Source organism: Inquilinus sp. CA228 (assembly GCF_052078665.1).
In the GTDB taxonomy this organism is placed as follows: Bacteria; Pseudomonadota; Alphaproteobacteria; order DSM-16000; family Inquilinaceae; genus Inquilinus.
Genome location: NZ_JBQJIK010000035.1, coordinates 39562 through 60953 on the forward strand (window position 1 = coordinate 39562; position 21392 = coordinate 60953).

General features: G+C 70.2%; 21 protein-coding genes. 11 read left to right on the plus strand and 10 right to left on the minus strand.

Features of this window, described 5'->3' with window-relative positions; translation table 11 throughout:
- Window positions 1–30: 30 nt before the first annotated feature.
- The 7 genes from ACTOWL_RS18545 to ACTOWL_RS18575 are packed head-to-tail and all read right to left on the minus strand — an operon-like array spanning window position 31 to window position 5604.
- Window positions 31–954: an ABC transporter substrate-binding protein gene (locus ACTOWL_RS18545; protein ID WP_441322744.1), complete on the minus strand. Its 924-nt coding sequence runs from the start codon at window positions 952–954 to the stop codon at window positions 31–33.
- 47 nt (window positions 955–1001) lie between these two features.
- Window positions 1002–1583, minus strand: coding sequence for a UbiX family flavin prenyltransferase (locus tag ACTOWL_RS18550; protein ID WP_441322745.1), 582 nt, complete (start codon window positions 1581–1583; stop codon window positions 1002–1004).
- Window positions 1571–2131, minus strand: a complete 561-nt coding sequence (locus ACTOWL_RS18555) for a TIGR02444 family protein (RefSeq protein WP_441322746.1) — start codon at window positions 2129–2131, stop codon at window positions 1571–1573. The genes ACTOWL_RS18550 and ACTOWL_RS18555 overlap by 13 nt, the downstream gene beginning before the upstream one ends.
- Window positions 2118–2951, minus strand: a complete 834-nt coding sequence (locus ACTOWL_RS18560; RefSeq protein ID WP_441322747.1) for an alpha/beta fold hydrolase — start codon at window positions 2949–2951, stop codon at window positions 2118–2120. The genes ACTOWL_RS18555 and ACTOWL_RS18560 overlap by 14 nt, the downstream gene beginning before the upstream one ends.
- A gap of 37 nt (window positions 2952–2988) precedes the next feature.
- Window positions 2989–3819, minus strand: a complete 831-nt coding sequence (locus tag ACTOWL_RS18565) for an ABC transporter permease (RefSeq protein ID WP_441322748.1) — start codon at window positions 3817–3819, stop codon at window positions 2989–2991.
- Window positions 3816–4622 carry an ABC transporter ATP-binding protein gene (locus ACTOWL_RS18570; RefSeq protein WP_441322749.1) on the minus strand — a complete coding sequence of 269 codons (807 nt, stop codon included), beginning with the start codon at window positions 4620–4622 and terminating at the stop codon, window positions 3816–3818. Before ACTOWL_RS18570 ends, ACTOWL_RS18565 begins: the two co-directional genes overlap by 4 nt.
- A gap of 58 nt (window positions 4623–4680) precedes the next feature.
- Window positions 4681–5604 carry an ABC transporter substrate-binding protein gene (locus ACTOWL_RS18575; protein WP_441322750.1) on the minus strand — a complete coding sequence of 308 codons (924 nt, stop codon included), beginning with the start codon at window positions 5602–5604 and terminating at the stop codon, window positions 4681–4683.
- Window positions 5605–6250: 646 nt separating this feature from the next.
- On the opposite strand from ACTOWL_RS18575, the gene ACTOWL_RS18580 reads away from it, so the two are divergent.
- Complete coding sequence (locus ACTOWL_RS18580) at window positions 6251–7450, plus strand: alpha-D-ribose 1-methylphosphonate 5-triphosphate diphosphatase (RefSeq protein ID WP_441322751.1); 1200 nt, start codon at window positions 6251–6253, stop codon at window positions 7448–7450.
- A gap of 6 nt (window positions 7451–7456) precedes the next feature.
- Here ACTOWL_RS18580 and ACTOWL_RS18585 read toward each other — a convergent pair whose 3' ends face one another.
- The gene (locus ACTOWL_RS18585) at window positions 7457–8704 is read right to left on the minus strand and encodes a Zn-dependent hydrolase (RefSeq protein WP_441322752.1); all 1248 of its coding nucleotides are present in this window, start codon (window positions 8702–8704) and stop codon (window positions 7457–7459) included.
- A 283-nt stretch (window positions 8705–8987) separates the two neighbouring features.
- On the opposite strand from ACTOWL_RS18585, the gene ACTOWL_RS18590 reads away from it, so the two are divergent.
- The 7 genes from ACTOWL_RS18590 (at window position 8988) to ACTOWL_RS18620 (ending at window position 16175) form a co-directional block, all read left to right on the plus strand.
- Window positions 8988–10043, plus strand: a complete 1056-nt coding sequence (locus ACTOWL_RS18590) for an ABC transporter substrate-binding protein (protein ID WP_441322753.1) — start codon at window positions 8988–8990, stop codon at window positions 10041–10043.
- A 19-nt stretch (window positions 10044–10062) separates the two neighbouring features.
- A complete protein-coding gene (locus tag ACTOWL_RS18595; protein ID WP_441322754.1) occupies window positions 10063–10947 on the plus strand; it encodes an ABC transporter permease in 885 nt (294 codons plus the stop codon).
- The gene (locus ACTOWL_RS18600) at window positions 10923–11666 is read left to right on the plus strand and encodes an ABC transporter ATP-binding protein (RefSeq protein ID WP_441322755.1); all 744 of its coding nucleotides are present in this window, start codon (window positions 10923–10925) and stop codon (window positions 11664–11666) included. Before ACTOWL_RS18595 ends, ACTOWL_RS18600 begins: the two co-directional genes overlap by 25 nt.
- Window positions 11667–11699: 33 nt before the next feature.
- Window positions 11700–13046: an LLM class flavin-dependent oxidoreductase gene (locus tag ACTOWL_RS18605; RefSeq protein WP_441322756.1), complete on the plus strand. Its 1347-nt coding sequence runs from the start codon at window positions 11700–11702 to the stop codon at window positions 13044–13046.
- A gap of 24 nt (window positions 13047–13070) precedes the next feature.
- A complete protein-coding gene (locus tag ACTOWL_RS18610; RefSeq protein WP_441322757.1) occupies window positions 13071–13916 on the plus strand; it encodes an NADPH-dependent oxidoreductase in 846 nt (281 codons plus the stop codon).
- Between the two features lie 32 nt (window positions 13917–13948).
- A complete protein-coding gene (locus tag ACTOWL_RS18615; protein WP_441322758.1) occupies window positions 13949–15019 on the plus strand; it encodes an LLM class flavin-dependent oxidoreductase in 1071 nt (356 codons plus the stop codon).
- A gap of 352 nt (window positions 15020–15371) precedes the next feature.
- On the plus strand, window positions 15372–16175 hold the full coding sequence (locus ACTOWL_RS18620) for a class I SAM-dependent methyltransferase (RefSeq protein ID WP_441322759.1): 804 nt from the start codon (window positions 15372–15374) through the stop codon (window positions 16173–16175).
- Between the two features lie 6 nt (window positions 16176–16181).
- Here the strand turns inward: ACTOWL_RS18620 and ACTOWL_RS18625 are convergent, their stop codons facing one another.
- Window positions 16182–18221: a hypothetical protein gene (locus ACTOWL_RS18625; RefSeq protein ID WP_441322760.1), complete on the minus strand. Its 2040-nt coding sequence runs from the start codon at window positions 18219–18221 to the stop codon at window positions 16182–16184.
- Between the two features lie 421 nt (window positions 18222–18642).
- Window positions 18643–19662, minus strand: a complete 1020-nt coding sequence (locus tag ACTOWL_RS18630; protein WP_441322761.1) for a GlxA family transcriptional regulator — start codon at window positions 19660–19662, stop codon at window positions 18643–18645.
- Between the two features lie 203 nt (window positions 19663–19865).
- Here ACTOWL_RS18630 and ACTOWL_RS18635 point away from each other — a divergent pair, with 203 nt between their 5' ends.
- The 3 genes from ACTOWL_RS18635 (at window position 19866) to mddA (ending at window position 21296) form a co-directional block, all read left to right on the plus strand.
- On the plus strand, window positions 19866–20162 hold the full coding sequence (locus ACTOWL_RS18635) for a DUF4242 domain-containing protein (protein WP_441322762.1): 297 nt from the start codon (window positions 19866–19868) through the stop codon (window positions 20160–20162).
- On the plus strand, window positions 20134–20331 hold the full coding sequence (locus ACTOWL_RS18640; RefSeq protein ID WP_441322763.1) for a DUF1127 domain-containing protein: 198 nt from the start codon (window positions 20134–20136) through the stop codon (window positions 20329–20331). The genes ACTOWL_RS18635 and ACTOWL_RS18640 overlap by 29 nt, the downstream gene beginning before the upstream one ends.
- Window positions 20332–20513: 182 nt before the next feature.
- A complete protein-coding gene (mddA, locus tag ACTOWL_RS18645; protein ID WP_441322764.1) occupies window positions 20514–21296 on the plus strand; it encodes a methanethiol S-methyltransferase in 783 nt (260 codons plus the stop codon).
- Window positions 21297–21392: the final 96 nt, after the last annotated feature.

The following is a 21392-nucleotide window of genomic DNA, read 5'->3' on the forward strand; positions in this document are numbered from 1 at the left end:
TCCTTTCCCGACGCTCCGGCGTCGGGCCTCTCAGGCGACGGCGTCCTCGTAGAATGACAGCGCCAGGTACTTCTCGATCTCCATCAGGCTCTTCTCCGGGCGGCCGTAGCGCGACCGCAGGTCCAGCACCGTGCGCATGCCGTCGGGCAGGATCGCCCCGCGCGGCGTCAGGCCGGAGCGGGGGGACAGCACGCTGGCCAGGACCTTGTCGACGACGCCCGGCTTGATCTCCGGCATCCGCGCCAGCAGCAGGGCCGCGGCCTCGGCCCGGTTCTCCGGCGCCAGCGTCCAGTCGAGACCCTTGAGATAGCCGCGGATGAAGGCCTTCACCCGATCCGCATTCTGCTGGGCCCAGCCGTGCCGGACGGCGACGATGCCGCCCTGATAGGCCGGGAAGGCCTCGGTGCTCTGCCGCAGCACGCGGAAGCCGGCCGCGCGGGCGATGCTGGTGAACGGCTCGATCGTGATCGTGCCGGCATGGGTGCCGTCCTTGACCGACTGCCACCGGTCCGGGGTGGCGCCGACGGCGATACGCTCGTACTCCGCCATCGGCAGCCCCAGCTGGTCGAGCATGGCGTAGAGCACGAAGGCGAAGCCGGTGCCGACGGCGTCCAGCGCCAGGCTCTTGCCGCGCAGATCCTCGGCGCGCTCGATGGTCGGCGCCACCACCGCGCTCAGCTCCACCTGGGTGGCGCCCATGATGACGCGGAAATCCGTCGGGCTCGTCAGGGCGACGGCGCCCTGGCCCTCCTGATAGGCGACGATGTTGTCGAAGGCGGTGAAGGCGATGTCGAACTGGCCGGCGCCGAACGCCTCGAACTGATAGGTCGAGCTCGGCGTCGCGGTGAAGGCGACCTCCAGCCCTTCCGCCGCGAAATACCCGTGCTCCAGGGCGGCGAAGACCGGCAGGTTCGGCGCCCCTGGAAAGGCGATGATCTTGAGGTCGTGGGCCATCGGTTGTCTCTCTGAACGCGGTGTTGGCGGTGGGACGGGAGCGGCGGTCAGCCCTCGCCGTCGCCGGGGTCCTCGGTCCAGCGCTTGACCAGCGGCAGGTCGATGCCGAACAGGTCCAGGGCGCGGCCGACCGTCTGGGTCACGATGTCGTCGATCGTCTTCGGCCGATGGTAGAAGGCCGGCACCGGCGGCATGATCACGGCGCCGTTCAGCGTCGCCTGCTGCATCAGGGCGATGTGGCCGACATGCAGCGGCGTCTCCCGGAACAGCAGCACCACGCGGCGGCGCTCCTTCAGGCAGACATCGGCGGCGCGCACCACCAGCTCGTCATTGTAGCAATGGGCGATGCCGCTCAGCGTCTTCACCGAGCAGGGGGCGACCAGCATGCCGATCGTCTTGTAGGAGCCGGAGGAGATCGAGGCGCCGACATCGCGGAAGCCGTGCACCTTGTCGGCCAGGCCGCGGATCTCGTCCGCGCCGATGTCCAACTCCTCGGCGGCGGTGCGGATGGCGGCCGGCGACAGGATCAGATGCGTCTCGACATCCTCGACGTCGCGCAGCAGTTGCAGCGCCCGCACACCGTAGACGATGCCGGAGGCGCCGGTCAGGGCCACGATCAGCCGCCGCATGGCACGGCCTCCCCTGTGACGGCCAGCGACGCGCGTGCGATGGCGCGGACGGGCCGGTCCGCTTCGGCCAGGGCATCGCCGCCGGCGGACAGCGCCAGGACGGTGCGGAGATTGCCGCGGATGATCGCGTCGAGGCCGGCGTCCGGGGGCCCCTGCGGCGCCTCGGGGGCGATGGTCTCCAGCAGCGCGAGCTCGATCCGCTCGCTGCCGATCTCGACCGCCTTCAGCGCGTCGCGCAGGGCCTCGGTCGCGCCGGACGGCGCCGGCTTCGGGCCCGTCTTCATGCGCTGGCGGACGGCGCGGAGCGGCCGGACGATCTCGTCGTGCCAGGCGGCGACGCGCTGCTGCGCCTGCCGCGCCAGCGGGGCCGGCAAGGGCGTCGCGCGCTCGGCCCCGAGCCAGGCGGCGAACAGCAGCAGGTTGACGTCGGCGTCGAAGCGCTGCTGCAGCGCCAGGCAAGCCTGCGCCACGCCGGGCTGGCTGTAGACGCGCTGGGCGAAGCGCCAGAGCGGGCCGTCGAGCGGCAGCGCCGGATCAGGTGGTTGCATCGGCCAGCTCCCGCAAATCCCCGGCGATCACGTCGGGGCATTCCAGCGGCGTCAGGTGCCGGGCGCCGGGGATGATGCGCAGCCGGGCGCCGGGGATGGCGTCGCGCATCGCCTCGGCCATCGCCACCGGGGTGGCGTAGTCCTCCTCGCCGACCAGGATCCGGGTCGGCCAGGCGAAGCCGGGCAGGGCGGCCCGCAGATCCGCCGCGCCGAGCATCCGGCAGGTCTCGACATAGGCCGCCGGGTCGTTGGCCAGGAAGGTCGCGATCGCGGCGTCGACCAGCTCGCGGTTGGCCTCGCGGAACGCCTCGGTGACCCAGCGCGACACCTGGAACGGGACCAGGGCGGCCAGGCCCTCCTGCAGGCCCTTCTGGGCGCGCTCCTCCCATTGCTGCGGGGCGGCCGCGCCGTACCAGGCGGTGGTGTCGACCAGGCCGAGGCCGGCGACCTTGCCCGGATGAGCGGCGGCGAAGGCGAGCGAGACGCAGCCGCCCATCGACGCGCCGGCGACCACGGCCCTGTCCCAGCCCACGGCCGTGAAAAGCTCGGCCAGATCGTCGGCGAACTGCGCCACGGTGTAGGGGCCGGCCGGCTTGTCCGAGCGGCCATGGCCGCGGCAGTCATAAACCAGGATGTCGGCATCGTCGCCGAGCAGGGCCGCCGTGCGGTCCCAGAAGCTCCCGTCCATGGCCAGGGAATGCACCAGGGCGAAGCGCCGGCGGCCACCGCCCCGGGTCAGGCGATAGGCGATCTTCGCGCCGTCACGCATGCGGGCGCTGGTCCAGTCGCCGGTCCGGGGCAAGGCATCAGCATGGGTCATGACGGAATCCGCTGCGTTTGGTCGATGGAGGGGAGCATCAGACGCCTTCGCGCCCGGTCAGCTCGCTGTGCCAGGGGGCGACCCGGCGCTCGATGAAGCCGACCAGGGCGGTCAGCAGCACGGCGAGGATCATGATGATGATGATCGGCACGAACATCTCGGCGGTCTTGAAGCTGTTCGCCGCGCCGATGATGACGCCGCCGAGGCCGGAGATGGCGGTCAGGAACTCGGCGATGACCATGGCGATCACCGCCTTGCCGATGCCCAGCCGCAGCCCGGCCATGATGTAGGGCAGCACGGCCGGCAGCACGATCTGCCGCATCACCGCCGATTGCGGCGCGCAGAACGCGGTGCCGACCTCGAGCAGCGTCCGCGGCACCGCCTTCACCCCGACCCAGGTGTTGATGCAGACCGGGAAGAAGGTGAGCAGGAAGATGATCACCGTCTTCACCACGAAGCCGAGGCCGAACCAGATCATCAGCAGCGGCACCAGGGCGATCAGCGGCGTCGAATAGCCGGCGATGATGTAGATGCCGAAGGCGGCGTCGAGCACGCGGAACCGGCCCAGCAGCAGCCCGGCCGGCACGCCGAGGATCGCCGCCAGCGCGTAGCCCGCCAGGAAGGGCTGCATGCTGGAGAGGAAGGCCTTGGGCAGCTCGCCGGAGGCCGTCATCTTCCAGGCCGCGCGCAGGATCTCGCTCGGGTAGGAGGCGAAGAGCGGGTTGATGAACGGCCCGCACGCCTGCCAGATGCCGATGACCACGATCAGCGACACGGTGGTGATGGCCCAGCTCGGCATCCGCCAGCCCGGCTTCGCGGCGGCGGGGGCGGCCGCACCGGCATGGCCGGCCTGCGTCGTCATGGTCATGCCGACCTCCGGACCGTCAGCCGGTCCTCGGCGGGACCGGACTCGTGCAGGGCCTCCCAGATCATGGTCCGCTTCCTCATGAACTCCGGATTGGTCTGGATCGCCCGGATGTCGCGCCGCGGCCGGCCGAGATCGATCGGGATGATCTCCTGCACCCGGCCGGCATTCAGCACGACCACGCGGTCGGCCAGCAGCACGGCCTCGTCCAGGTCGTGGGTGACGAAGATGATGGTCTTCCGCGTCCGCTCATGGATGGTCAGCAGCTCCATCTGCAGCGTCTCGCGGGTCTGCGAATCCAGCGCGCCGAACGGCTCGTCCATCAGCAGCACCTCCGGATCGATCGCCAAGGCGCGGGCGATGCCGACCCGCTGCTTCATGCCGCCGGACAGCTGGTGCGGCCGGCGGTCCTTGGCGTGCGACAGGCCGACCAGCTCGACATAGCGGGCCGCCATGCCGTCGAGCTCGGATTTCGGCACGCCCTTCATGGCCAGCCCGAACTTGACGTTCTCGAGCACGGTCTTCCAGGGCAGCAGCTCGGCGTGCTGGAACACCATGCCGCGGTCATGGCCGCAGCCGGCGATGGCGCGGTTGCCGACCGTCACGGCGCCGGAGCTCGCGCTCTCCAGCCCCATGATGATGCGCAGCGCCGTGGTCTTGCCGCAGCCGCTGGGGCCGGCCAGGGCGACGACCTCGCCCTGCTCGACCTCGAACGACACGCCGTCGAGCGCGCGGGCCGTCAGGGTCTGGCCGTTGACCTTGAGGCCGAAGGTCTTCGATACGTTCTGGATCTGGACGTGAGGCATCGCTCTGCGCCATTCCTCGACGGTTTCAGGGGAGGATACGCCGGACGGCCGCAGCGCGTCAGGGCTTCCGGATCTTCAGGGCGTCGGCGCGCGGGCCGTCATCGACGAAGGCCGAGACGTCCGCCTTCTCGTCGACGACGCCGTGGCGGGCCAGCATGTCCTCGATCCACTGTATCCGGTCCACCGGGATGGTCAGCAGCGGATCGATGCTCTTCTGGCGCACCACCTCGTCATAGATGTAGGCGGCGCTGGTGTCGTCATCCGGCAGCTTGGCGATCTCGCGGGCTAGGGCGTTGGTCTCGTCGCGGTGCGACAGGGCGTAGTCGTACCCGTCCATGTTCGCGGCCAGGAAGCGCACCAGCTGGTCCCGCCGCTCGGCCACCGTCTTGGCGGTTGTGACGATGCAGTTGCGAGAGAACATCGGCATCGCCTCATGCGCCCGCGCCAGGATGGTGAAGCCGCGCTTCTCCGCCTCGGGCTCGAACTCGCTGGTGGTCGCGGTGGCCTTGACCACGCCGGCGATCAGGGCGCGGAAGCGGTCGGAGCCGCCGCCGGCATTGGCGAAGGTGACGTCGTCGGCGGCGATGCCGTCCGAGCTCAGCACCTCGCGGGCGAACAGGTCGGGCATCGAGCCGGGGCCGGAGACGCCGATGCTCTGGCCCTTCAGGTCGGCCATGGTCTTGATGTCCGACGCGCCATAGAGGGTGTAGGTCGCGCCCTGCCAGTTGCAGCCGACGAATTTCAGCGCGGCGTTGCGGGACATCGCCACCAGCGCCACCCCGGGCGAGGTGGTGAAGGCGTCGATGTCGCCGGAGATCAGGGCCTTCACCGGCGTCGTGCTGCTGGCGAATTCGACCATCTCGATGTCGAGGCCGTATTTGTCGCCGAAGCGGCTGGGCATGAAGATCAGCCCGGCATCGCCTTTCGCCTCGACCACGCCGTAGCGCCAGGCGTCGGCGGCGTACGCGGTGACGGAAGTCACCAGAGCGATGCCGAACGAGGCATGAAGGCAGATCGCTCTGCAGACCGATTGCAGGTGTTTCATCTTTGAGCTGTCCCAATCCCAGTGGAGGATGCGTGGCGCATCTCTTGTTGCTTGCTCAAAGCCGCGATCTTGTTGTCCGGACTTTGAATGACTGTCATATTGTATGACAATCCTGGGAGTGTCAACAGGCTTGCGGAACGGCGATCAGCTGCCCGTGGCGGGGCAGTTTGCGGCATGGTGATGGACGGGGCCGAGTGCGGTCGGCCCGGCAAGCGTCCGGTGCGCCGGCGGACTCAGGACATCGCCGCCATTGTGCCGCCGCCCGCGCACCGGACACGCAGCAAGGCCATCAGCCCTGCGCGCGTCTTGAAACCTCGGCCCAGGCCTCCCGGGTCGCCAGCCGCTCGGCATACTGCTTCTGGGCAATGCCGAGCGCGACCTCGCCGAGGAACAGCCGGAGCGGAGGCGATGACCATCCTCGGCGCCGATGCGCTCGCAGGAGAGTCGAGGAGCAGGCTGCTTGTGGCGCCCTCCGGCCTGCCCCGGTCGGCTGTAAGAAGGCCGTCACAAAGAAGCGCTAAGTCTGGGCGCCTGTTATCGTCCAGGCTCCGGCCCGCATTCCGAAAGGCCCATGATGAACGACATGACGGCCCGTACCGCCGCCACGGCCTCGCCGACTTTCGGGCCGGCCCCCGCGCTGACCATCGTCGGCGCCCGGGTGCTGGTCGGGGGGCGCTTCGAGGACGCGGTGGTTCGCATCGAAGCGGGCCGCATCGCCGAGATCGCTGGCTCGGAGGGCCGCAATGCCGACGGGCGGCTCGACGGCCGTGGTCGCCTGCTGCTGCCCGGCATCATCGACCTGCACGGCGACGCCTTCGAGCGCTCGCTGATGCCGCGGCCGGGCGTGCGGTTCCCGACCGCGCTGGCGCTCGACGAGGCGGACCGGCTGATGGCGGCCTTCGGCATCACCACGGCGCTGCACGGCGTCACCTATTCCTGGGAGCCGGGCCTGCGCGGGCGCGACACTTTCCTGGCACTGGCGGAGACGCTGCGCGCGCTGCGCGGCCGCCTGCGCTGCGATACCCACCTGCATCTGCGCTTCGAGGTGCACAACCACGACGGTCTCGAGGAGGTGGCGCCGCTGATCGCCGACGGCACCATCGGCGTCGTCGCCTTCAACGACCACCTGGCCGATATCGAGGAGGACCTGGCGAACCCGGAGAAAGCGTCTCGCTACCCGGGGCGCACCGGCCTCACGATCGAGGCGTTCCGCGGGCTGATGCGCCGGGTTGGTGGGCGCGCCGCCGAGCTGGAGGCCACGGTCGCCGCGCTTGCCGGCATGGCCGCGACGGCCGGTGTTCCGATGCTCAGCCACGACGACGCCGCCCTCGAGACGCGGGCGCGCTATCGGATGTTGGGCGCGCGCATCGCCGAGTTCCCGCTGACCCGAGAGGTCGCCGCCGACGCCCGGGCTCAGGGCGAGCACGTCGTCATGGGTGGCCCGAACGTGCTGCGCGGCGGCAGCCACAAGGCCGGCAACCCTTCGGCCGCCGAGCTGGTCGGCGCGGGCCTGTGCAGCATTCTGACGTCGGACTACTACTATCCGGCGCCGCTGCACGCGGTCTTCCGCCTGGTCGGCGAGGGCGTGCTGCCGCTCGAGCGTGCCTGGGACCTCGTCGCCGCCAACCCGGCCGCGGCCCTCGGCCTCGCCGACCGCGGCCGGATCGAGGTCGGCCGCCGCGCCGATGTGCTGCTGGTCGACCCCGGACCCGACGGCGTCCCGCGTCCCGACGTCGTCGCCAACCTGGTCGAGGGGCGCCGCGCCTTCGTCTCGACGGTCTGAGTTCGGTCAGGCCTCGGCATGCCCGCTTTCCGGGCGCCGCAGCAACGCCTCCCCTGCGGTGGCGAGGACCTGACAGCCAAGGACGAGGTCCGCGTCCGCCGTGTTCTCCGTCCAGTGATGGCTGATGCCGCCGATGCTGGGCACGAAGACCATGCCGGCGGGCAGGCGCCTGGCGAGATACTGGGCATCATGGCCGGCGCCGCTCGGCATGCGCATCGCGCTGCCGGGCGCATGGCGCTCCGCCGCCTGGTCCAGCGCCGCCTGGACCGGCTCGGCCATGACGTTCGGGATCGAGCGTGACAGGGGGCGCAGGCTCGCCGTGCAGGGGCCGGCGGCGTCGGATTGCGCCACCAGCGCCTCGAGCTCCAGCTCCATGGCGCGCAGGCGCTCGGGATCGGCGTCACGGAACTGGAAGATCATCTCGGCCTGGCCTGGAATGATGCTGGCCGCCCCCGGTTCCAGCCGGATGCGTCCGGTCGTCCAGACCGAGCGCAGGCCCGCGACCTCGGGGAAGCGCTGCGCGACCGCGTGGCACAGCTCGGTCAGCGCGACGCCGGCATCCTTGCGCGCCGCCATGCGGGTCGTGCCGGCATGGTTCTGCTGGCCTTCGAAGGTGATGGCATAGGTCCAGATGCCGACGATGCTGGTCACCACGCCGATGCGCTTGCCGGAGCTCTCGAGCGTATCGCCCTGCTCGATATGCGCCTCGATGAAACCGACATGACGGCCTGCCTCCAGGACATAGCGCGGCCGCCCGGCATAGCCGGCCTCGGCCAAGGCCTCGGGCAGCGACTGGCCGGTCGTCCGGTTCGCCGCCTTCGCGATGTCGTCCTCGGACAGCTCGCCGATGAAGGACCGGCTGCCCAGGAACGAGCCGAAATGTCCCTCCTCATCGGCGAAGACGGCGACCTCGATGCCGAGATCGCGGCATGTCGGGTCCTCCCGGAAGGCCCGGGCGACCTCCAGCCCGTAGATCACGCCCATCGCGCCGTCGAGCCAGCCGGCATGGGGCTGGCTCTCCAGATGGGAGCCGATCAACAGCTTCGGACCCTTGGCCGGGCTGGTCGACATGATGTTGCCGATGCCATCGATCTCGGCCATCAGCCCGGCCTCCTGCAGCCGTTCGACGAGCCACCGGCGCGCCTCGACATCCTGCGGCGAATAGGTCGGCCTGTGCACGCCGGTCTTGTATCGGCCGAACTCGGCGAGTTGGCGGAGGTCGCGCAAGAGGCGCTGGCCATCGATCCGGGGCATCTCGGTCCTCGCGCGGCATGGTGAGCGGGCACGCCCCCGTTCTGACGGCCGTGCCCGGAATTGGCAACCCTCGCGGCGAAGGCTCGTCTGGCGTCGCCGTTCCGCCTCGGATCTGATGCCAGGCTATTAGTACTCAATAAATATGTTTATTTAAATATATTGACATATCATAGTGTATTTAATCAGATAACAACATTGCTGTGTGGACTTTGGCCGATAGGCCACAAGATCCGCAAGCCGATCACGGCCATCGTCACCCCCTCTGGCACCGAGGAACACCGCCTTGCCTGCTCCCGCATCGCCGAAATCCGCCGCGCGTCGGCGCATCGTCACCGCGATCGCCTGGGCCTGCGTGGTCTGTGCGGCCGGTCCGGTCCTGTCCGCGGATTCGCTGCCGTCCGACGCGCCGCTGCCGGCCGAGGTCCCGCCCGGAACGACGCTGGTGATCGGCGATCCGACGACTCAGCGGGCGCTGGTCCTGTCCGGCGAGATCGACAAGCTTCCGTTCAAGATCGAATGGGCCAACATCAGCGGCGGCCCGCGCACGATCGAGGCGTTCCGGGCCGACGCCCTCGATGTCGGCGCGGTCGCCGACATCCCGCCGATCCATGCCGTCTGGACCGGGCTGCCGGTGAAGATCGTCGCCGCGAAATTCCGGCAGGACCCGATCAACCACCCAATCTACCAGCTCGGCATCGCGCCGGGCGCCGCCGTCGAGACGCTGGCCGACCTGCGCGGCAAGAAGATCGCCTACAGCCCCGGCCAGGCCCAGGGCGCGCTGGTCCTGCGCGTGCTGCAGAAGGCCGGCCTGTCGAAGCGGGACGTGGAGCTGGTCGAGCTGCCCAGCACTGGCGACGTCTACGTCAACGCGCTGTCGAGCCGGCTGGTCGACGTCGCCCCGATCGCCGAGGCCAACCAGCGCCGCTTCGTTGCCAATTACAGCAGGGACGGCGCCAAGCTGATCCCGCACGGGCTGCGCGACGACCCGGCCTATCTCTATGTGCTCGGGACCTCCCTGCAGGATCCCGGCAAGGCCGCCGCCATTCGCGAATACGTCAAGGCCTGGGGCCGGGCGACGCAATGGGTCGCCACGCATCCCGAGGAGTGGATCGCCGGCTACTACGTCAAGGATCAGGGGCTGGATGCCGAGAGCGGGCGCTATCTGGTCGACTCCGCCGGGCTGCCGGACATCCCGGCCGACTGGAACGCCGTGATCGAACGGCAGCAGGCCACGATCGACCTGCTGGCGGTCGAGACCGGCAAGCCGAGGCTGAACGCGGCCGACCTGTTCGACCGCCGGTACGAAAGCGCCGCCGCCGCGGCGCTGGCGGGCCTGTAGGCGCGGGGAGGGCAGGACCATGACCCCATCCCCCGGCGATTCCGCCCTGGCGCTCGCGGCGGCGCCGGACAGCCGGCGGTTCCGCAGCGAGGCCGGCCCCGACCCGCAGCGATCGGCACGGCCGCGTCCCCGCCGGCTCGGCCCGGGCCGGCCGATCGCCTATGGCTGGACCTTCGGCCCGCTGCTGCTGCTGGCGGTCTGGTCGACCGGCTCGGCGACCGGGCTGATCGACACCCGCACCCTGGCAGCGCCATGGACGGTGGTGTCCACCGCCGCCGACCTGATCGCCGAGGGCCGGCTGCAGGACAACCTGCTGACCTCGCTCGGCCGGTCGGTCCAGGGGCTGTTCTGGGGCGTGTTGGTCGGGGTCGTGCTCGGGCTGCTGGCCGGTCTGACCCGGATCGGCGAATACCTGATCGATGGGCCGGTCCACATCAAGCGGGCGATCCCGGCGCTGGCGCTGATCCCGCTCCTGATGCTGTGGCTCGGCATCGGCGAGGGCATGAAGATCACCACCATCGCCCTGATCGTCTTCGCCCCGGTCTACATCCAGATCCATGACGGGCTGCGCGCCATCGACAGCCGCTATGTCGAGCTCGCCGAGACGCTGGGCGTCAGCCAGCGGGACTTCCTGCGCCATGTCGCGCTGCCCGCGACGCTGCCCGGCTTCTTCCTCGGTCTGCGTTTCGCCGTCAACTCCTCCTGGCTCGCCCTGGTCGTGGTCGAGCAGATCAATTCCACCAGCGGCATCGGCTACATGATCGAGCTGGCGCGGACCTACGGCCAGACCGAGATCATCATCCTCGGCCTCGTGGTCTACGCCCTGCTCGGGCTCTCCTCCGACGCGCTGGTCCGGCTGCTGCAGAGGAGGGTGCTGTCATGGCGACGCACATTGGCGGATTGAGCGGGCCTGCAGTCCGAGTCCGCGGGCTGGTGCGCAGCTTCGGGGCGCGCACGATCCTCGACGGCATCGACCTCGACATCCGGCAGGGCGAGTTCGTGGCGCTGCTCGGGCGCAGCGGCTCGGGCAAGAGCACGCTGCTGCGGGCCCTGGCCGGGCTCGACCACGAGGTCACCGGCGAGGGGCAACTGAGCGTGCCGCAGCGGCTGTCGGTGGTGTTCCAGGATGCGCGGCTGCTGCCCTGGAAGCGGGTGCTCGACAATGTCGTGTTCGGCCTTGCCGGGCCCGACCCGCGGGGCCGGGCCGAGGCGGCGCTGGCCGAGGTCGGGCTGGCCGGCCGCGAGCGCGCCTGGCCGAACCAGCTGTCGGGCGGCGAGCAGCAACGGGTCGCCCTGGCCCGGTCGCTGGTGCGCGACCCCGAACTGCTGCTGGCGGACGAGCCCTTCGGCGCGCTCGACGCGCTGACCCGGATCCGTATGCACGGCTTGCTGCGCCAGCTCTGCGAGCGCCATCGGCCGGCGGTGCTGCTGGTGACCCATGATGTCGACGAGGCGATCCACCTCGCCGAGCGCGTGCTGGTGCTCGACCAGGGCCGCATCTCGGTCGACATCCCCATCGACCTGCCCGACCGCCACCCCGAGCGCGACCGCCGGGTCACCGAGATCCGCCTCGAACTGCTGCGGCAGCTGGGCGTGCAGGTCGAGGACCGGCTGACCGCCTGACGCACCCTTTCCCCCGAGTCCCAGGAGGCCGCGATGTCCGGAACCGGCAGGCAGCTCAACCTCAACCTCTTCATCTATCCGGGCGGCCATCACGAAGCGGCCTGGCGCTACAAGGACTCGTCGCCCGAGCGCATCCTCGACATCACCTATTATCAGGAACTGGCGCGCCGGGCCGAGGCCGCGAAATTCGACGGCATCTTCTTCGCCGACGGACCGTCCCTGGCCGACACCATCCAATACGCCACCCGCTTCCAGGTGGAGCCGCTGACCTGGCTGTCGGCGATCGCCACGGCGACGGAGCGCATCGGCCTGATCGCCACCGCCTCGACCACCTACAGCGAGCCCTACAATCTGGCGCGGCTGTTCGCCTCGCTCGACCACATCAGCAAGGGCCGGGCGGGCTGGAACATCGTCACCACCGCGGGTGCCCAGGCGGCGCAGAATTTCGGCCTGTCCGAGCATCCCGCCCATGCCGAGCGCTACGACCGGGCCCAGGAATTCGTCGATGTCGTCACCAAGCTGTGGGACAGCTGGGAGGACGGTGCCGTGGTCGCCGACGCGGCCTCGGGCCTCTATGCCGACCCGGCGAAGATCCACGCCATCGACCATATCGGCCGGCATCTCCGCGTCCGCGGTCCGCTGAACGTGCCGCGCACGCCGCAGGGCCGGCCGGTCTATGTCCAAGCCGGGTCGTCCGAGGACGGCCGGTCCTTCGCCGCGCGCTATGCCGAGGCGATCTTCACCGCGCACCAGACCCTGGCCAACGCCCAGGCCTTCTACGCCGACATCAAGGCGCGGGCGGCGGCGCTGGGGCGCCGGCCGGAGCATCTCAAGATCCTGCCCGGCATCAGCCCCTTCATCGGCGGAACCGAGGCCGAGGCGCAGCGGCTGCAGGAGGAGTTCAACGCCCTGACCCAGCCGGAATACTCGCTGGCGCAGCTGCGCCGGATGATCGGGGTCGATCTCAGCGGCCACGACCTGGACGGCCCGTTCCCGCGCGCGCTGGTCGCGACGGATGGGGAGCGCGCGGTGGCCAGCCGGTTCCAGGTCGTGCTCGACATCGTCGACCGCGAGCGGCCGACGATCCGCCAGCTGCTGCACCGGCTGGCCGGCGCCCGCGGCCATTGGGTCACGGCCGGAACGCCGGAGCAGATCGCGGACCGGATCGAGGAATGGTTCACCGGCGGGGCCGCCGACGGCTTCAACGTGATGCCGCCCTACCTGACCGGCGGCTTCGACGTTTTCGCCGATCAGGTGGTGCCGATCCTGCGGCGCCGCGGCCTGTTCCGCGAGGATTACACGGGCACTACCCTGCGCGATCACTATGGTCTGCCGCGGCCGGCCAGCCAGTACAGCCATCCGCTCCAGGCGACGGCCTGAGCCAAGCGTGAAGGACCGCCCGCGATGAGCAACACTGCCGTGCCGCTGCGATCCGGCCCGGATCTCCGGGATCTCCTGGCGGACCGCTATGGCGACCAGGCTCCGGCCGCGGCGATCGTCAACGACGTCACCGCCCTGATCCTGTCGCACCGGTCGGTCCGGGCGTTCCGGCCGGACGCGGTGCCGGCGGGCACGATCGAGACGCTGGTCGCCGCCGCGCAATCGGCCTCCAGCTCCTCCAACCTCCAGGCCTGGAGCGTCGTCGCGGTCGAGGACCCGGCGCACAAGGCGCGGCTGGCCGGCTATGCCGGCAACCAGGACTTCATCCGGCAGGCGCCGCTGTTCCTGGTCTGGCTGGCGGATTTCGCCCGGCTGCGCCTGCTGGCGGACGGGCAGGGGGCGACCGTCGACGGCGCCGAATACACCGAGGCGCTGATCCTCGGCATCGTCGACACGGCGCTGGCGGCGCAGAACGCGGTGGTGGCACTGGAATCGCTCGGCCTCGGCGCGGTCTATGTCGGGGCGGTGCGCAACCATCCGGACGAGATTGCCGCGGCGTTGAAGCTGCCGGGCCATATCTTCCCGGTCTTCGGCCTCGCCGTCGGCTGGCCCGACCCGGACCGGCCGGCCTCGGTCAAGCCGCGCCTGCCGCAGGCGGCCGTGCTGCATCGCGAGACCTATGACGCGGCGCCCCAGGCCGAGGCGGCGGCGGCCTATGACGAGACGCTCGACCGCTTCTGGCGCGGCCAGGGTCTCGACCATCCGCGCTGGACCCGGCAGGTCGTCAACCGCCTGCGCAGCAGGGAGTCGCTGCATGGCCGCGACCGCATTCGGGATGCCCTGAACCGGCTTGGCTTCCCGCTGGGCTGACGCGCCGATCACCCGAACCGCGGACCGACCTCATGAGCGGCACTTCCGAATTCCTCTGGTACATCCCGAACGACGTCAGGGCCGGGCACCGCGGCGACACCGCCGTCGAGGACCACAACAGCCTGGAGACGCTGACCAGCCACGCCAAGGCGCTGGAGGCGCATGGCTGGAAGGGCGCGCTGATCGGCACCGGCTGGGGCCGGCCCGACACCTTCACCGTCGCCACCGCCCTCGCCGCGCGGACGACGACCTTCGAGCCGCTGATCGCGATCCGTCCCGGATACTGGCGGCCGGCGCATTTCGCCTCCGCCGCGGCCACGCTGGATCACCTGACCGGCGGCCGGGTGCGGGTGAACATCGTGTCGGGCAAGGACAACCTCGCCGCCTATGGCGACAGCGAGGGCGACCAGGCCCACCGCTATTCCCGGACCCGGGAGTTCATGCGGCTGGTCCGCCGGCTGTGGACCGAGGACAGCGTCACCTATGAGGGCGAGCACTTCCGGGTGACCGAATCCACCGTGGCGCCGCGCATCCAGGTCCGCGGCGACCGGCGGCACCCCAAGCTGTATTTCGGCGGCGCCTCGGACGCGGCGGAGCGGGTGTCCGCCGCCGAGGCCGATGTCCAGCTGTTCTGGGGCGAGCCGCTCGACGGCGTCCGCGAACGGATCGATCGCCTCAAGGCACTGAGCCGGGACCTCGACCGCGACCTGCCGCCGCTGGAGTTCGGGCTGCGCATCACCACGCTGGTCCGCGACACCACGGAGCAGGCCTGGGCCGATGCCAGGGCCAAGGTCGCCGAGATGGCCAAGACCGAGGGCGCCGGCTGGAACGATCATCGACGAGCTGTCGCGGTCGGCCAGCAGCGGCTGTTCGATGCCCACACGCGCGGTGAGGTGCTCGACGACAACCTCTACACCGCGCCCGGCAAATTCGGCGGGGGCGGCGCCGGCACCACCTGGCTGGTCGGCTCGGCGGCGGACGTGGCTCGTTCGCTGCGCAAATACCGGGATCTGGGCATCACGCACTTCGTGCTTTCGGACACGCCGTATCTGCCGGAGATCAAGCGACAGGGCGACCACCTGCTTCCGCTGCTGCGGAGTTGAGGCGGGGCCGGCGACCGACCGGCCGTCCTGATCCCACGCCGTACCTCAGCGTATCGCAAGCAGCTCGTACCTCACAACGAAGCGAAGCGACTGGGCTGGTTGACCAAAGTTTCATCGAACTTGTCATGTGGTTTTCAGATCTCTCGTAGTGGAATCGACTTTATTGTTAGGATTTTGCGCACCGTATAGGCGGCGAGCGGACCCCGTCGCGGAGCGGGCGGCGGAGTGAGCAGGCCCGTTGCGGCCCCATTCCCACGGTCTCCATCGGCCTTCCCACGCGACGCGATTGCCGGCCGCCCCCTATCGTCCGGTGCCGGGCAACCGCCGGCGGGCAGCTGGGACCGAGGCGAAGATGGACACTGTCAGCAGGATCGACGCCTGGGCCGAGGCGCCAAGCTACGAGCACTATATGGGCCGGTGGAGCCGGCGGATCGCCGCGCCGTTCGTCGACTGGCTCGATCCGCCGGCGCAGGCCGACTGGCTCGAGGTCGGCTGCGGCACGGGGGCGCTGACGGAAGCCGTCCTGGCCGGGGCCGCGCCACGGTCGATCCTGGCCGTCGATGCGTCGGACGGGTTCGTCGCCCATGCCAGGTCGACGATCCGCGACGGGCGGACCCGGTTCGAGGTGGCGGGGGCGCGACGCCTGCCCGCGGCGGACGCGGCCATCGACGTCGTCGCCTCGGCGCTTGTCCTCAACTTCATCACCGACCGGCCGGCGGCGCTGGCCGAGATGCAGCGGGTGCTGCGGCCGGATGGGCTGCTGGGCTTCTATGTCTGGGACTATCCCGGCGGCGGGATCGGCTTCATCGACGCGTTCTGGAAGGCGGCCGCGGACATCGACCCGCGCGCCGCCGCCCTGGATGAAAGCCGCCGGTTTCCCTTCTGCACCCGGTTCGGCCTGCTGGCGCTGTGCCGCGCGGCCGGCCTGCGCGCGCCGGTCATCGAGCCGATCGAGACCCAGATCGTGTTCCGGGATTTCGACACCTTCTGGCTGCCCTTCACCCTGGGGGCCGGGCCGGCGCCCGGCTACTGCGCCGGGCTGGCCGACGACCACCGGGCCGCGCTGAAGGCGCATCTGGCCCGGACGCTCGGGACCGGCGGTACCGTCCGTTTCCGGGCCCGCGCCTGGGCGGTCAAGGCGCAGCGGCGCAGCTGACGCTGTTCAGCCGAGCCCGATGCGCCCGGCGCCGGTCCGGAACAGCGGGACGGCGTCCGGCGCGAAGCGGTGCGCGGCGAGGAAGTCGGCGATGCGGTAGCCCGGCCGCAACTGGTGGATCGCCGTCCTGTGCCGGTGTGCTTCGTCCAGCCGTCCGGCCAGCGCCAGGCAGCAGGCGGCGATCGCCTGGATGTGGATATGGGCGTTCGACCGGGCGGCGGCCCGGACGCTCCAGTCGGCCGCCTCGTCGAAGCGCTGCAGCCGCGCCAGCGCCATGGCCCGGCAGCCCAGCATGCCGATCATCAGCGGGTCGAATGGGCTCAGCAGGCGCGAATGGTCGGAGGCCGAGATCGCGGTCCCCGGGTCGCCGCCCTGCGAATGCACGAAGCCCAGGGTGTAGTGGCCCAGCGCGAAGCTCGGGCTCAGCTCCACCGCCTGCCCCAGCTCGACCAGCGAGCGGTCCTGGTGGCCGCGCAGCCACAGCGCCCGGCCCATGGCCCAGTGCGCGGCGGGATCGCGGTCGTCGGCGGCCAGGCCCTGCCCGGCGACGTCGAAAGCCCGGTCGATGGCCGTCTCGCGTGGCACCCAGCCCAGGAAGGCGCTCTGGAAATGGGTGGTGGACAGGCCGGCATAGGCCGGCGCGAAGCTCCGATCCAGGCGCACCGCCATCTCGAAGAACCGGTGGGCCTGCTCGTTGTCGGCCCTGGTGAAGCGGTACAGGTGCCACAGGCCGCGGTGATGCGCCTCCCAGGCGTTGAGCGAACCGGGCGGCTTCAGCACCGCGCAGTTGCGCTCGACCGTCTCGATCTCGGCGGCGACCGATGCCACGATGCGGTTGCCGATCTCCTCCAGCACCAGGAAGGCGTCGTCCAGCGCCCGGGTGTAGACTTCGGCCCAGACCAGCCGGGCGGTGCGCGTCTCGACCAGCTCGACCGCCACCATCAGGCGGCTGCCCCGGCGCTGCAGCGATCCGCCGACCACATAGTCGACATTCAGCATCCGGCCGGCCTGCTCCGGGCCGATCTGCCGGTCGCGCAGGGCGAACACCGAGCCCTGGGCGATGACGAACAGGCTGCGCATCTTGGCCAAGCGGGTGGTGATGTCATGGGCGAGAGCGTCCGCGATCCCGCCCCGGGGCGTCGCCGCTGCCGACCCGTCGGCGAAGGGCATCACCGCAATGGAGCCGCGGCGCGACGCGGCTGCCGGGCTGTCGGCACCGGCGTCGCGGGCAGGGGAGGGCACGGCGGCGGCCTCCCGCCGGGGCGACGCGCAGGGCTCCGCCCTGATCGCCCGCCAGAGATCGCGGACCGGCTCGCAATCGAGGCCCTCGGCCTCGAACAGCCGCGCCGCCGCCGCCAGATGCTGCTCGCCCTCCCGGATCTGGCCGCGCCGGGAAAAGTGACCCAGCAGGCTTTCATGGGCGCGCAGATCGAACGGCGCGAGGCCCAGCCAGGTCTCGAGATAGCCGAACACCTCATCGCCGCTCGCGGTCCTGGCGAGCTGCTCCAGCAGGGCGACATGGCAGCTCTGGAACCGCCGGCGCTGCGCCGTGAGCCAGCCGTTGAACTCGGGATTGCGGTCGATCTCCAGCCCGTCGAGGAACTCGCCCCGGAACAGCGCGGACAGGGCCTGCAGTTCGGCCGGCGGCAGCGTCTCGACGCCCTGCCGGGCGACGCGGGCGACCTCGGTCGCATCGACGCAACAATCCGCCAGATCCAGCGCGACGGCATGGCCGTCGGCCTCGAGCCGGCGCCGATCCGGGTCGTCGACGATGGTCCTGAGCTTGCTCAGGCACCAGCGCAGCTCGGCGCGCGGATCGTTCGGGACATCCCACAGCAATTCGCAGAGCTGGCTGCGCGACACGGCCCGCGGCGCCAGCGCCAGATAGGCGATCAGCGCCCGCGCCTTGCGCGATGCCGGCAGCGCCACCGCCGCGCCGTCGCGGTGGATGGTCATGGGGCCGAGCAGCCGGACGTGCAGCCGCGGCCCGGCATCGTCCCGGCCGGGCCGATCGGTCTCCACCGGCGCGCCCAGGCCGGCGATCACGCCCGCCTCCACGCAGCGTCGGTCCGCCGACAAGGCGGAAGGCCGCGGGTCCGGAGATTGGAAGGGAGATCACCCATGGAGGCATCCACTGGCACGATCGTTCGGACCATGCGGTCCGAGCGTGTCGAATTTACGGCACGTGGACCCGGTCGACAGGTGTGACCCAGGTCACAGGACGACCTCTCGGCAAGATCCCGGTGCTGCTGGACCTCCATGCCGTAATCGTCGGATGCGTCCGCCGTCATGCTCAATGGCCGCCGATCCAGATGCTTTGCATCTCTTGGGGCGGGGGAGACGTCATGGCCGGGACCGGCCAGCTTCGTTTGCGGTGTTGTCGCCTATGTCAGAGTCGTCGGCCGGTTTCTCTATGCGACCGCTTTCGTCTGAAAGGACGGGCGTCAGGCGCTGGGAACCGGGGCGCTCATGCCAGATTGCGGACCTCGTCCGGCACGCGCTGCCGGCGCCTGTACGCGGCCGGGGTGTCGTGGACCAGGCGCTTGAACAGGCGGCGGAACGAGACGATGTCGCCATAGCCGACCTCGACCGCGATCGCATCCACCGGCTGGTCCGTGGTCTCCAGGATCTGCTTGGCCTCCTCGATCCGGACACGCTGCACATAGTCCAGCGGCGAGTGCCCGGTCGCCAGCTTGAAGCGCCGGTTGAAGGTCCGCCGGGTCAGGCCGGACTGCCGGATCACCGCCGCCACCGGATCCGCATGCGCATAGTGCGACGCCAGCCATTCCTGGCATTCCTGGACCAGCTTGTCGCTCAGCTGCAGCCGGGTGGTCAGGCGTGAGTAGGGCGTCTGGCCGTTGTGATGCCAGTCGAACAACGACATCTTGGCGAGGCGGCGGGCCTCCTCGGCGCCGGCGAACTTGCCCACGATGTAGAGAACCAGATCCGTCCACGAGGTGGCGCCGCCGGCCGTCACGATCCGATGGTCGTCGCTCGCCGACACCAGGATCCGGTCCTTCAGCACGCGGACCCGTGGATATTCCGCCTTCATCATCTCGGCGAAGGCCCAGTGCGTCGTGGCCTCGCGGTCGTCCAGCAGCCCCGCTTCGGCCAGCAGGAACGAGCCGGTGCAGGAGGACACGACAAGCGCACCCTGGCGGTGGCAGCGCCGGACCCAGTCGACGATGCCCGGGTTGTCGCGTCCGAACTGGGCGCCGGACGAGATCAGCAGCGACGACACGAAGACGATGTCTGTCTGGACGTCGTCGTCGATGGTCCGGTGCGGCTCGATCCGCACCCCGGTTCCGGTCTTCAGCGGGCCTGGCGCCGCGGCGACGATCTCAGGCAGGAAGCGCGGATTCTCGGATTCGCCCATGACCCGGTTCCACAGGGTGCCGACGGCCCAGAACGCGTCGTGGACGCCGACGACGATCCAAGGTTCGACCTCCGTCACGGCGATGATCGAGACCCTGATCGGACTATCCATCTGGTTTCTCCCCGCAATCCACCCGGTTTATCCTTGCGCAAACTCTGCCATCGGCCTCGCCGCATCGCCATAGGCCGGGCTGGAGTCTTGGCCGGTTCGGCACCAATTGTTCCGATCTGCCTCTGTTCCGGTCGCGCCGCTGCTGGAACTCTCGTCGTGTTCATTCGCACCTCCGTCGAATGACCACACGATGGGAGAACCACATGCGACGTTTCGTGATCGAACGGGAGATTCCCGGGGTCGGCACCCTGGAGCGCGAGCAGCTCAGGGACGCGGCGGCGAAGTCGAACCAGATCCTGGCCAGCCTGGCACCCGACATTCAATGGGTCGAATCCAATGTCGCGGCCGACAAGATGTTCTGCCTCTATCTCGCGACCGGCGAGAGCGTCATCCGCCGGCATGCGGAGCTGAGCGGCTTCCCGGCCAGCCGGATCACCGAGGTCGGCAAGGTCATCGACCCGACCACCGCCCATGCCGCCGCGCGCGCCGGCCAATCGTGAGGCGCTGGGGGCGGTGCACCCGCCGTCGGTCGGCCGAAGCCGCTGGCTGAGCGTCCTCACCGACCAGCGCCGCCCCCTGCACCGGCTCAGCGACCATCTGCTCCGGGATATCGGGCTGTCGCGCGCCGATCTTCAGCCCGGATTTCGAAACCGGTTCCGGCCTGACTGACCGCCACCACCAGAACCACTCCTCGCAGCTGCCGGAGCGGTCGGTTTCCACGGATGCTCCCGCGCCGGCTCCCACGCCCGCCTCAACGCGGTGCCGCCACGGTCGGTTTCGACGGCGGGGCGCAGACGCTTCGACCAACCCCGCCGCCGCCGTGCGCCGGCCAGAATGCACAAGGAGAAACCATGTCAGGCCTGATCATGCTCGTCTACGGCGTCGCCGCATACGCCGTGTTCTTCGGCTCCTTCCTGTATGCGGTCGGCTTCGTCGGCAATCTGGCGGTCCCGAAGTCGATCGATTCCGGCGGTGCGGGGCCGGTGGTCGAGGCCATGGTCGTCAACGCGCTGCTGCTCGGCCTGTTCGCGGCGCAGCACAGCATCATGGCGCGGCCGGGCTTCAAGCGATGGTGGACGCGGCTGGTGCCGAAGGCGGTCGAGCGCAGCACCTATGTGCTGTTCGCCAGCCTGGTCCTGATCCTGCTGTTCTGGCAGTGGCGGGCCATCCCGACGCCGATCTGGACTCTCGGCGACCCGTTCTGGGTCGCCGTCATGCATGGCGTGTTCTGGCTCGGCTGGGCCGTCCTGCTGGTCAGCACCTTCCTGATCAACCATTTCGAGCTGTTCGGCCTGGCCCAGGTCTTCGCCCGGCTGCGCTGCCGGACCCTGCCGCCGCCCGTCTTCCGCACGCCGCTGTTCTACCGCTGGGTCCGGCACCCGCTCTATCTCGGCTTCCTGCTGGCCTTCTGGGCGGCGCCGGCGATGACGGCGGGGCATCTCCTCTTCGCGGTGGCCACCACCGGCTACATTCTGCTCGGCATCTTCCTCGAGGAGCGCGACCTCATCGCCCTGTTCGGCGACCGCTACCGCCGCTACCGGCAGGAGGTGGGGATGCTGATCCCCTGGCCCGGGCGCCGCGCCGGCGGCGACCCTGACGTGCCAGCCTCGCGCGATCCCGAGATCGCCGGCTGACCGGCGCCTGAAACCCGTCAAGGGGCAACGGCCGCGATCCTCTGGATCCATGGCGGCCGCAAAAAGATACGACGGGGCCTCCCTTGCGGATTGGCG